The sequence below is a fragment of the Streptomyces sp. yr375 genome (assembly GCF_900110755.1).
In the GTDB taxonomy this organism is placed as follows: Bacteria; Actinomycetota; Actinomycetes; order Streptomycetales; family Streptomycetaceae; genus Streptomyces.
This window is the reverse complement of the sequence record NZ_FOFF01000010.1, coordinates 116,214-129,157: the sequence shown is the minus strand read 5'-3', so window position 1 is coordinate 129,157 and position 12,944 is coordinate 116,214. Positions and strand designations below refer to the sequence as shown.

5 protein-coding genes are annotated in these 12,944 nt (G+C 68.2%); all 5 read left to right on the top strand.

Annotation, left to right across the window (positions count from 1 at the left end; genetic code table 11):
- Positions 1-90 precede the first annotated feature (90 nt).
- Positions 91-537, top strand: a complete 447-nt coding sequence (locus tag BMZ82_RS13565) for an SCO4402 family protein (RefSeq protein ID WP_093775258.1) — start codon at positions 91-93, stop codon at positions 535-537.
- Positions 538-693: 156 nt separating this feature from the next.
- Positions 694-1,578, top strand: a complete 885-nt coding sequence (gene purU / locus BMZ82_RS13560) for a formyltetrahydrofolate deformylase (RefSeq protein ID WP_093775256.1) — start codon at positions 694-696, stop codon at positions 1,576-1,578.
- Between the two features lie 379 nt (positions 1,579-1,957).
- Positions 1,958-5,485 (top strand): LamG-like jellyroll fold domain-containing protein, encoded by a 3,528-nt coding sequence (locus tag BMZ82_RS13555; protein ID WP_107487661.1) that lies wholly within the window; start codon positions 1,958-1,960, stop codon positions 5,483-5,485.
- Positions 5,486-5,560: 75 nt separating this feature from the next.
- On the top strand, positions 5,561-12,487 hold the full coding sequence (locus BMZ82_RS13550) for a polymorphic toxin-type HINT domain-containing protein (protein WP_093775252.1): 6,927 nt from the start codon (positions 5,561-5,563) through the stop codon (positions 12,485-12,487).
- Entirely contained in the window at positions 12,480-12,905 is a 426-nt protein-coding gene (locus BMZ82_RS13545; protein WP_143098853.1) for a hypothetical protein, read from the top strand. The genes BMZ82_RS13550 and BMZ82_RS13545 overlap by 8 nt, the downstream gene beginning before the upstream one ends.
- Positions 12,906-12,944 lie beyond the last annotated feature (39 nt).

The following is a 12,944-nucleotide window of genomic DNA, read 5'->3' as shown; positions in this document are numbered from 1 at the left end:
CGCGTGAGGCCCCTGTGATGGGGAAAAGTACGATCGGCGACCGTGCAAGGTTCGGAGAACACTTCCCGTCGCGGCCGTCGCTCCCCCACCATGGGCGGCATGCCACACAACGACATGCCGTGGTGGCGCTGGCGCAGCAATGTGCGCTCCGCGCTGCACATGCTCTCCGACCAGGCGTTCCAGCAGAACGTCTGGCTGGCCGGCGTCGAGGGGTACGGAGACGTCACCGACGCCGTGTACCGCCTCGTCGAGGACACCTGGCTCGACAACTGGTCCGCCGAGAAGTACGTCGGCACGATCTTCCGCGACTCGCAGGAGGCGGCCCTCGTCGACACCGCCGTACTGCGCGTCCTGCGGATCATGCACCAGGTCGGGCCGGACGCCCCGGTCTCCGCGTACGTCGAGCACCAGGCCTGGCCGGAGGCGGTACGGGCGGCGCGGGACGCGCACGTGCGGATGGCGGCGAGCGACGGCGACGACCCCGACGCACCGCCCCGCACCCTGGAGGTACTGCGCATCATGACGAGAACGGCATGACGAGAACGGCATGACGGGGTCGGCATGACGAGGTCAGCATGTCCGGGCCGTGACCGGGTCGGCGTGACCGGGTCGGCGTGACCGGGTCGGCATGACCGGGTCCGCGTATCGGACGCCGTTCTGTTCGCCCTGCACGGACATGAGACCCTGTCCCGCATGACTGAGCAGTCCACCCGAGCGACGGCGAGCCTCGCCGACCAGTACGTCCTCACCCTCTCCTGCCCCGACAAGCAGGGCATCGTGCACGCCGTGTCGAGCTACCTCTTCATGACCGGCTGCAACATCGAGGACAGTCAGCAGTTCGGCGACCGCGACACGGGTCTGTTCTTCCTGCGCGTCCACTTCTCGGCCGAGCCGCCGGTGACCGTGGACAAGCTGCGCGCGAGCTTCGCGGCGATCGGCGACTCCTTCCACATGGACTGGCACATCAACCGCGCCGACGAGAAGATGCGCATCGTCCTCATGGTCAGCAAGTTCGGGCACTGCCTGAACGACCTGCTCTTCCGCGCCAGCATCGGCGCGCTGCCGGTGGAGATCGCGGCCGTGGTGTCCAACCACACCGACTTCGCCGAGCTGGTGGGCTCGTACAACACCCCCTTCCACCACATCCCGGTGACGCGGGACAACAAGGCGCAGGCCGAGGCGCAGCTCCTGGAACTGGTCCGCGAACAGGACGTCGAACTGGTCGTCCTGGCCCGCTACATGCAGGTGCTGTCGGACGACCTGTGCAAGCAGCTCAGCGGCCGGATCATCAACATCCACCACTCCTTCCTCCCGAGCTTCAAGGGCGCCAAGCCGTACCACCAGGCCCACGCCCGCGGTGTGAAGCTGATCGGTGCCACGGCGCACTACGTGACGGCCGACCTCGACGAGGGCCCGATCATCGAGCAGGAAGTCGAACGCGTCGGCCACGGCGTCACCCCGGACCAACTGGTCGCCATCGGCCGCGACGTCGAATGCCAGGCCCTGGCCCGAGCAGTCAAATGGCACGCAGAACGCCGAATCCTCCTCAACGGCCGCCGAACAGTCGTCTTCGCGTAGCCACCCGGCGTCGCCTACCGCTTGGTCGAGAGTAGGCGCAGATTTTTCCCACTCCTTGCCGAACTTTCTGGCGTACTGGGTGTTTCGGGCTTCTCCTTTGACTCTCTTTTGCCTTTTGGTGGCCCCTCGATGAGGCATCCTGTTCGTTTCTTTTGCCTACCCGGTGCGAACTGTGTGTGTATTTGGTCGAATTAGTGGCGCTCGTAGCTGATTGACACGTGGCACCCCTCGGGCTTTGATCACCCGACTGTAAGGAGTCTGTAAACACGGGGTGAGGGCCATGAGGTGGGGCAGGCGTGCGCCAGGACGTAGATCCTGGCTGGTGGCATCGGGGTTGCTCGTACCCATGCTGGGTGCCCCAGTAGCCCGAGCGGTCGCTGTGACGCCGTCGGAAGCCTCATCGGCGACTGCCGACGCCGCTGACCTGTCACCCGAAGCGGCGGCCTCGCGGAAAGCCGCGGAGTCCGGCTCGCCCGTCGAGGTAAGTGCGGAGACGACCCCCACGCAACTCGTCACGGCGCAGCCGGACGGCACCTTCACGGTCGACTTCGATCCGACTCCGGTGCGCGTGAAGAAGGCGTCCGGGTGGGTTCCCGTCGACACGGACCTGGCGACCACCTCGTCCGGGGACGTCGTGCCGAAAGCCGCCGCGGTGGACGTCGCCTTCTCCGGGGGCGGCTCACGCGACCCCCTTGCCGCCATCACGCAGGACGGTAAGACGTACAGCGTGGGTTCGCCGTGGACGCTGCCGGTGCCGAAGCTGTCGGGTTCCACCGCGACGTATTCGGATGTCATGCCCGGGACGGACCTGGTGGTGCAGGCCACGCCGGACGGCTTCAGCGAGAACCTGGTGGTCAAGTCCCGCGACGCGGCTCAGAACGAGAAACTCTCGAGCATCGCGTTCCCCGTCTCTGCTGACGGTGTCTCCGCGCATGACACGCAGGCCGGTGGAGCCGCGTTCGTGGACGATCAGGGGCGCCCGGTGTTCACCACGGGTACCGCGCTGATGTACGACTCGTCGGCGATCGCCACGGCCCCACAGGCAACGGGCTCGGCTACCGCCTTGAAGGCTTCGTACGTCGTGGGGGCCGCTGCATCCGGCCAGGCTGAGGCTTCCGGGGACGGCGCGTTGGACGGTCCGGCCCCGGGGTCGAAGTCGCAGGTCATGGATGTGACGGTTTCTGACGACGCGCTGACCCTGAAGCCTGACCGTTCGTTCCTCGACGACCCTGACACCACCTACCCCGTGGTGCTGGACCCGCAGACGACCAGCGCCTCGCTGTCGGGCTGGACGACGGTGTGGTCGAGTTCGCCTTCAACGTCCTTCTGGAAGACGTCGCACTCGCTCGGCGTCGGCTACGACGCATGGGTCGACAACAAGAAGGCCCGCTCCCTCTACCAGTTCGACACGCACACCCTGGGCGGTAAGAAGATCCTCTCGGCGACTTTCACCGCGTTGGAGGTGTGGTCGGCGAACTGCACCGCCAAGGCCGTGCAGTTGTGGCGCACGGGGGCGATCTCGGCGTCGACGAAGTGGTCGGCGCAGCCGTCCTGGGCCGCGCAGGTGGACTCGGTCACTGCCGCCAAGGGCTACTCGTCCTCCTGCCCTGGCGGAAACGTTTCCTTCGACGCGACCAGCGCCGTCACCTACACCGCGGGCCAGTCCTCCTCGACGACGACGCTCGGTCTGCGGGCCCCCGGCAACGAGGACGACGCGTTCGCCTGGAAGCAGTTCGCCTCGCCGTCGGACACCAAGCCCACCCTGTCGGTGACCTTCGTCTCCAAGCCGAGCGCTCCGACCGGAGTGAAGACGTCCAGCCCTAGCCTGGCGTGCGCCGCGGGCCTCGGCACCGCCGCCGTGATCCGGGACACGACGCCCACGGTGACGGCTGCCCCGAAGTCGGCGGACGGTTCGCAGTCGACACTGCGCCCGAACTTCGAGCTGTACCGGTACGACGCGAAGGTCGGGGATCCCCTGATCGCCTCGGGAAACCCGTCGGCATACACGGCTTCCGGTACAGCCGGGACGTGGACGACTCCGGCACTGACCAACGGGCAGACGTACTGGTTCCGCGCCCGCAGCCAGTACAAGTACACCTTCAACGGCACGACCGGCTTCATGTACTCGGCCTGGAGCCCGGCCTGCTGGTTCCGGATCGACAGCTCGGCTCCCGTTCAGCCGGACGTCGACTCCACGACGTACCAGGAGTGCGCGAGCCCGGAGACTCCGGACGACTGCACGGCCTACGGCGGCGTCGGGGCGGCCGCAGCCTTCACTCTCAAGGCCAACGGGGCCTCGGACGTGGTCAAGTACACCTACCAGTTGAACGACAACCCGGTGCGGACCAAGACCTTCACCACCGCGACGACCTCCTATGCCCTGTCCCTGGTCCCCGATGTGCGCGGCGTGAACACCCTCACCGTCCAGACCTGGGACTCGGCGGGGAACGTCTCGGCCAGTTACACCTACACCTTCAAGGTCGCGCCCGGCGCCGGCCCGCTCTCCCAGTGGTCCATGGACGAGGGTGCCGGCACCACGGCGGCCGACGCGGTCGGCGGCAGGAACGCGGCCCTGTTCGGGTCGGCCACCTGGTCCGACCACGCCAGGCTCGGCAAGTCGGTGCAGGGCGACGGCACTTCGTCGTACGCGGCCACGGCCTCTCCGGTACTGGACACGACCAAGAGCTTCACCGCCTCCACGTGGGTCCGACTGACCGGCAACTCCCACGATTCCGTGGCCCTGGCCCAGGCGGGTGCGAACGGATCCGCCTTCGCCCTGTCCTACTCGGCCGCCGCCAACGCCTGGGTCTTCAACCGGTACGCATCCGATGTCGTGGCGCCGACGATCGTCCGTTCGACCTCGACCGCCCTGCCGGTGGTCGGTGTGTGGACGCACCTGATGGGTGTGTACGACGCGCAGGAACAGACCATCCAGCTCTTCGTCAACGGCGTCCCGCAAGGCGTCCCCGTCTCCTACACCACCCCCTGGCAGGGCACCGGCGGCCTGCAGTTCGCCCGCGGTCAGCACGGCGGCGGCTTCTCCGACTACTTCGCCGGCCAGATCGACGAGGTCACCGTCTGGAACCGCATCCTGTCCGAGGAGGAGATCGCCGATCTCCAGGCCATGACCGACGCGAGCACCGGCCAGGCCCGGCCGGCGCCGGCCGCCGAGTGGGGCATAGAGGAGACGTCCGGCACCACCGCCGCCGACTCCTCCGGATACGGCCACCTGGCCACCGTCGCCGCCGGCGGCACCTGGGCCACCGACGCCGACGGAGGCAAAGGCAACGTCCTCTCCCTGGCAGGGACGTCGACGGCCAATGCCACCGTGACCGGCCCCATCGTCGACTCGCAGGGCGACTTCACGGTCGCGGCCTGGGCCGACCTCGACGCGTCGGCGCTGTCCGACACGTCCGTGGCCCACCACATGAGGATCGCCACCCAGTCCGGCGGTGTCCGCGACTCCTGGGGCCTGTGGTACGACCAGGCCGCAGGCTCCACGCAGGGTATGTGGGTGTTCGGCCGCACCACCGCCGACACCACCGGGGGCTCCGTCGTGACCGTGCCCGCCGACATCGCCTCCGCCCAACTGGTCGATCCCGGTCACTGGACCCTCGTGACCGGCGTCTACGACGGCGCCCACCACCAGCTCTTCCTCTACGTCAACGGGGTCCGGCAGGGTGCCCAGGGCGACACCGGCACGGGCGACGACACCGGCGACGGCATCGTCTTCACCCAGCCCTGGCAGGCCACCGGCACCTTCAACATCGGCCGCGGGCGCACCAGCACAGGCGCGTACAGCGACTACGCGCAAGGCCTCGTGGACGACGTACGGGTGTGGACGGGCGTCATGTCCGACACCGCGATCGACCAGATGTACGTCAACGAAGTGCCCATCCCTCTGTAACACCGCCCGCCGAAACGGCGTACGCGACAGACCAGCAGCGGACTTTTCACACGTCACACGATCGGGAGTGCAGTCATGGGTGGGCTACGGCGGACACGGCTGTGGGTCGTCGCCGTCACAGCGAGTGCCCTGGTGGCCACGGGACTGGGCGCGGCCCCGGCCGTGTGGGCGACCGAGCGGCACGGGCACAACACGGCCGACGTGCCCGACGTCAGGAACGGCACCGCTGTGCCGTTCACGGCCACGAGGTTCGCGAAGAAGAACCAGGCCAATGCCGCTGCCGCCCGTACGGCGGCGGCGGTGGCGAAGCCGGTCGTCTGGCCCGTCGCGTCCGCCGCCACGCTCCCCGTGGCGGGCAGGATCACTCCCGCCAAGGCCACTTCGGTCGGAAAGCTGCCGGTCAAGGTGAGCGCCCCGGCCACCGGCGCGGCCCCGGCCAAGGTGGCGGTCAAGGTCGCCGCGCACCAGACCGCGACGGCGCTCGGGATCAACGGCACGGTGTTGTCCGTGGCCCGTGCCGACGGCCGCAAGGGCGCGGCCAGTACCCGGCTGACCCTCGACTACTCCGGTTTCGCGAACGCCTACGGCGGTGACTACGCCTCCCGGCTCACCCTGGTGCGTCTCCCGGCCTGCGCGCTCACCACCCCGGCCGTGAAGAAGTGCCGGACCACGACACCGGTCGCCACGACGAACGACGTCGCGCACCACACCCTGACCACGACCGCCCCCGTGAACTCCTCCGCCGTCACGGCCTTCGCCGCGACCGCCGCTGCTGCCACCTCGGGCGCCGGTTCCTACCAGGCGACCTCGCTCAACCCGTCCGCCGCTTGGAACGCGGGCGGCTCCAGCGGTGACTTCACCTGGTCGTACCCGCTGTACGTGCCTCCGTCCAACGGCGGCCCGGCACCCAACCTGGCCATCACCTACGACTCGCAGAGCGTCGACGGCCGGCTGCCCTCCACCAACAACCAGCCGTCCTGGGTCGGCGAGGGCTTCGACCTCTCGACGTCCTACATCGAGCGTTCCTACGACTCCTGCGACGACGACGGGCAGAAGGACAAGAACGACGAGTGCTGGGCGAACGACAACGCCACCCTCGTCCTCGGCGGCAAGTCCAGCCCGCTCATCAAGGACAGGACCAGCGGCGACTGGCACCCCAAGACCGACGACGGCGAGCGCGTCGTCCGCTCCACCGGCGCCACGAACGGCGACAACGACGGCGAGTACTGGACCGTCACCACCGAGGACGGCACCCAGTACGTCTTCGGCAAGAACCGCCTCCCCGGCTGGACCACCGGCGCCGCCGTCACCAACTCCACCTACACCGCACCGGTCTTCGGCGACGACTCCGGCGAACCCGGCTACGACCAGGGCACCGCCTTCTCCGGCCGCGCCCTCACCCAGGCCTGGCGCTGGAACCTGGACTACGTCGTCGACCCGCACGGCAACGCGATGTCGTACTGGTACACCAAGGAGACCAACTACTACGCCAAGAGCGGCACCACGACCGACAACGGCACGGCGTACGACCGCGGCGGCTACCTCAGCCGCATCGACTACGGCATCACGTCCGCCACCGTCTTCGGCACCGCGCCCGAGAAGGTCACCTTCACGACCGCCGAACGCTGCCTGGTGACCAGCGGCGAGGACTGCTCCTCGCTCACCTCGACCACGGCCGCGCACTGGCCGGACGTGCCGTTCGACCAGATCTGCGCCTCCGGCAAGGTCTGCAAGGCGACCGGGCCGACGTTCTTCTCCCGCAAGCGCCTCACCGGCGTCACCACGAGCATCTGGGACGCGAGCCTGGCGACCCCGGCCTACCGGGACGTCGACTCCTGGGCGCTCGCGCACTCCTTCCCCGACCCCGGGGACGGCACCTCCGCCGGACTGTGGCTCAAGTCCATCACCCGCACCGGCAAGGACGGCGCGACCACGGCCATGCCGCCGGTCACCTTCGACGGCATCCAGCTCTTCAACCGGGTCGACACCACGCACGACGACATCGCAGCCCTCGTCAAGTGGCGTGTCCGCAGCATCACTTCGGAGACCGGCTCGGTCCTCACGGTCAACTACTCCGACCCGCAGTGCGTCGCGGGAACGACCATGCCGAGCAGCCCGGACTCGGACACCCTGCGCTGCTTCCCCACGTACTGGCAGCCGCCGTTCACGGCCGATCCCCAACTGGACTGGTTCCACAAGTACGTCATCACCCAGGTCACCGAGTCGGACCCGACCGGCAACGCCCCGCTGAAGGAGACCGACTACACCTACAACGGCTCCCCGGCCTGGCACTACGACACCGACAACGTCACCTCTCCCGCCAAGCGCAAGACCTGGTCGGTCTGGCGCGGCTACGGCAGCGTCACGTCGACGTCGGGTGACGCGCAGTCCACCCGCACGAAGACCGTCTCGACGTACTTCCGCGGCATGGACGGCGACAAGCAGTCCGACGGCACCACGCGCACCGCCAAGGTCACCGACTCCACGGGCACGGCAGTGACGGACGCCGATCCGCTCGCCGGCACCGTCCGCGAGTCGATCGCCTACAACGGCAGTGCCGAGGTGTCGGGCACGATCACCGACCCGTGGATCCGCCAGACCGGCACGGACGGCACCCGCGCCTCCGCCTACACTCGCGCGCAGACCGTCCACGACCGCACCGACCTGTCCTCCGGCGGCACGCGGGACACCACCGTCACCACGACCTACGACGACACGACCGGCGCGGCGCTCACGGTCGACGACTCGGGCGACGCCGCCGTCACGGGCGACGAGCAGTGCACCCGCACCACCCTCGCCGACAACACCTCCGCCTGGCTGAGGGCTTTCCCGGTCCGCGTCGAGACGGTCGACGTCGCCTGTGACTCCACCACCGCCCGCCCGGACGACGTCGTCTCCGACGTCCGGACCCTCTACGACAGCCAGGCGTACGGCACCGCGCCGACGCTCGGTGACGAGACGTCCACCCAGCGGCTGTCCTCCTACAGCGGCGGCAGCCCCGTCTACCAGACGGTCTCCACCAGCCACTACGACAGCCAGGGCCGGGTCGACTCGGTCAAGGACACCAACGCGGCGACCGTCAGCACCACCAAGTACACCCCCGCCACCGGCGGCCCGCTGACCGCCACGGTCACGACGGACGCCAAGAGCTACGCGACGACGACGAACTTCGACCCCGCCCGCGGGATCGCCACCTCCGTCATCGACCCGAACAGCAAGCGGACGGACTACGCGTACGACGGCCTCGGCCGCGTCACCGGACTGTGGCTGGCCAACAGGTCCAAGTCCGCGAGCCAGCCCGCGAGCCTCGTCTACAGCTACGCCGTCTCCAACACGGCCGCCTCGGTGGTCTCCACGGGCAAGCTCAACAACGACGGCACGACCTACGACACCACATACGCCCTGTACGACGCCCTGCTGCGCCCCCGCCAGACGCAGACCCCCGCACCGGGCGGCGGCCGCGTCATCGCGGAAACGAAGTACGACAGCCGAGGCCTGGCAGTGGAGGCCGACGCCGACTACACGGACACGTCCAACCCGTCCGGCACCCTCGCCACCATCACCTCCGCCGTCCCCGCCCAGACCCTCACCACCTACGACGGAGCAGGCCGTCCCACGGCGGCCGACTTCTACGCCGACGGCGCCAAGCGGTGGACCACGACCACGTCGTACGGCGGTGACCGGACGACGGTCACCCCGCCGCACGGCGGGATCGCCACCACAACCCTGACAGACACCCTCGGCCGTACGACCGAGACCCGGCAGTACGACAGCGGCAGCCCCTCCGGCTCGTACACGTCGATCAAGTACGCGTACGACGCGAAGAGCCGCCTGAAGTCGGTCGTCGACGACGACGGCAACACCTGGTCCTACGGCTACGACCTGATGGGCCGCAGGACCAGCGCGACAGACCCGGACGCCGGCACGACGACCACCGCGTACAACGAGCTGGACCAGGTCGCCGCCACGACGACCGCGGTGGGCACCGCCGAGGTGAAGACCCTCAGCTACTCCTACGACGTCCTGGGCCGTCAGACCGACATGTACGACGGCACCACCAAGGACGCCGCCCACGAGCTCGCCAGATGGACGTACGACTCGATCGCCAAGGGCCAGCCGACGTCGGCGATCCGCTACGTCGGCGGCAGTACGGGCCAGGCGTACATCAGCCAGGTCGGCGCCTACGACTCCCTGTACCGGCCGACCCTGACACGGGTCACGATCCCCTCGGTCACCGGCGAGGAAGCCCTGGCGGGCTCGTACACGTCGACGATCGGCTACAACCTCGACGGCACCGTCCAGGTGACCTCCGACCCGGCGGCCGGCGGACTGCCCTCCGAGTCCCTGACCTACGGCTACAACGACCTGAGCATGCCCACGACGCTCAAGGGCGCCACGGGATACGTCCAGGACACGAGCTACACCAAGCTCAGCGACATCGGGCAGGTGACGCTGGGGGTGTCCGCGTCAGACACCGCCAAGTGGCTCCAGATCACCAACACCTATGAGGACGGTACCCACCGCCTCAAGCGCGAACTCGTCACGGACGACGCCCAGACGGCCCCCGTCCAGGACACCGCCTACACCTACGACGACTACGGCAACCCCACCAAGGTCGCCACGCACGCCGACGCCACGGACGACGTCCAGTGCTACCGCTACGACGGCCACGACCGCCTCTCCGAGGCCTGGACCGCCACCGACGGCTGCTCCGCCGACCCGTCCACGGCCGTCCTCGGCGGCCCGGCCCCGTACTGGCAGAGCTTCGCCTACGACGACCTCGGCAACCGCAAGACGCAGGTCGACCACGCGACGACGACGGGTGGCAACGACAGCACGACGTCCTTCGTCTACCCGACGCCGGGCACCGGCCAGGCCCACACCCTGACCTCCTCGACCACGGTCACCGCGGGCACGACGACCGCGAACTCGTACACCTACGACGCGTCCGGCAACACCCGCACACGCACGCTCAACGGCAAGACCCAGACCCTCGACTGGGACGACGAGGGCCATCTCGCCAAGGTCACCAACGCGGACGGCACCTCGGCCTCCTACCTGTACGACGCGGGCGGCAACCGACTGCTCTCCCGGGACGCCTCGGGAACGACGCTCTACCTGGGCGACACCGAGGTCCACCTCGTCAAGGGCACGACGACGACCACGGGCACGCGGTACTACGCCTGGGCGGGGCAGACGATAGCCGTCCGCAGCAGCTCGGGCAGCCTGCAGTGGCAGGTCACGGACGCCCACGACACCGCCGAGACAGCGGTCGACGCCACCACGCAGGCGATCACCCGCCGCCGCCTCGACCCGTTCGGCAACACACGCGGCACCCAGCCGACCTCGGCCGCATGGCTCGGCGACAAGGGCTTCGTCGCCGGCATCCAGGACACCACCAGCGGCCTGACCCACCTGGGAGCACGGGAGTACGACCCGACGATCGGCCGGTTCGTCTCGGACGACCCGATCCTCGAACTGACGGACGCTCAGCAGATCGACGGATACACGTACGCGGCCGACAACCCTGTCCGCGGCAGCGACCCCTCCGGTCTGCAGATGCCCGCCGACCAAGGGTGCGCCGGCTCCAGTTGCGCACAGAGCGATCAGAAGTCCACGCTGGTCGACACCGGCTCGGTCAACGACGGCGGGACCCATCACAGCGGGGGCGGCGGCTCCCACCACAGTGGTGGTGGCGGCTCGCATCACAGTTGCGGCTGGTCCTTCTCCTGCCACGTGTCCGGCCTGGCCCACAAGGCCTACCACCTCGTTCAGCAGCACCCGGTGATCGCTGCTGTTGTGGCCACGGCCGTCGTCGTGGGCGTCGTGGCGTGCGTCGCCGCGACAGCGGGCGGCTGCGGAGCCGTACTGGCGGCGGGCGCCGAGGGCTTCACCGCCGGTGCGGAAGCGGGCAGCCTCAGCGGAGCTCTGGTGGGCGCGTCCGTGGGGGTGGCGGCCGAAGGCGGTGCCGTCATCGCGGGGGCGGCGGGCATCGCCGGAGCGGGAGCGGCAGCCGTCGCGAAGGGAACCGAAACAGCCTCCGCGGCCAAGGCGGCGACCCGGTCCGGGGCCAAGGCGGCGGACACCGCGGCGGAGGGGACTGCAGCCGCGGGCGCGGCCAGGGGCGGTCAGCGCGCGGAGGCGGCTGCGCCCCGGAGCGGCGCAGCCAAGTGCAACCACAGCTTCCTGCCCGCGACCAAGGTCCTCATGGCCGACGGCCACGAGAAGAAGATCAAGGACATAAAGGCTGGGGACAAGGTCAGGGCAACCGACCCCGAGACCGGCAAGAGCCAGCCCCGCACCGTCGAAAAACTGATCACCACCAAGGACGACAAGGACTTCGCCACCATCACGATCCGCGACGGCGGCAAGTCGTCAAAGATCGTGGCGACGGTGACCCATCCGTTCTGGGTGGATTCCAAGAGTGCGTGGGTCGACGCCGGCCACCTCAAAGCTGGGATGCGACTGCATGCCGCCGCGGGGCTTGCCGTCGCGATCTCCTCGGTCGAGGTCTGGCACGAGGAGCATCTCACTCATGATCTGACTGTTTCGGTTAACCATACGTACTATGTGCTGGCCGGCTCGACACCGGTCCTGGTGCACAATTGCGGCGGGGATGAGGGAACGGCGCTCGTTCATGCTCACGTCGGCGATGGAAACAACGTCCACTTCACTGTTGAGGTAATGGACGGTGGGGGAAACATCACGCACTCTGAACTGATGCCCAATGCTGGCCATACTCAGACTGCTATCCGTGACTATCAGGGACTGGCCGGGACGAGCACGTTCTCGTTCAGGCTGCCGAATTCTGGGGCGGCGCGAGCCTTCCAGGCGCAGAAAATCGGAACTGGGCAAGGGAGGTATGATTTCTTGACCAACAGCTGCCTGACCCACGTATGTGATGTCCTGCAGAAAGGAGGCGTAACAGACCTCCCGGATACTGGCGTGCGAATTGCTGCTTGGGCAAGGCGCGGTCTACAGTCCGCTTTTAGAGATGACTGATGAGACGCTCAGTGGCGCGCCGTCGCCCCGTTCTTATCTCTGGTACGCAGCGGCGGCCGAGCCGGCTGGCGCAGATTATTTTATCGAGGTTTGCGAAGTGAATAAGGAAAGTTCTCCCTATTTTGCGCCCTTCGTTCACATGGTCTCTGACGGCCGTCTGGGATGGGACGCTATCTTGCTGGCGGGTAGGGGTATCGCAGCGTATGCGGCTGCTCAGGCTTGGATGCTGAGGGTCGGGAAGAGCGTCCCGGACCCCATGCGCCTTGCGGAGTTGATCGAAGGTTTTGGATCGGCCGTAGAGCAGATCCCCGACCTGTGGATTCGTTTCGACGAAGGAAGGATTTCTGAGGTGGATTTCGTGATGCAACTTACCGAGATCGTCGAATACATGGAAGCTTGGCCGGGTGATGAACTCTGAGAAATAGGATGGAAGAGTGAGCGTTGAGGCAGTGGTGAA

What these genes read in the sequence shown, in the direction of transcription:
- BMZ82_RS13565 (WP_093775258.1), top strand. Translation starts at nt 91, where the DNA reads ATGGGCGGCATGCCACACAACGACATGCCGTGGTGGCGCTGGCGCAGC.
- purU (WP_093775256.1), top strand. Translation starts at nt 694, where the DNA reads ATGACTGAGCAGTCCACCCGAGCGACGGCGAGCCTCGCCGACCAGTAC.
- BMZ82_RS13550 (WP_093775252.1), top strand. Translation starts at nt 5,561, where the DNA reads ATGGGTGGGCTACGGCGGACACGGCTGTGGGTCGTCGCCGTCACAGCG.
- BMZ82_RS13545 (WP_143098853.1), top strand. Translation starts at nt 12,480, where the DNA reads ATGACTGATGAGACGCTCAGTGGCGCGCCGTCGCCCCGTTCTTATCTC.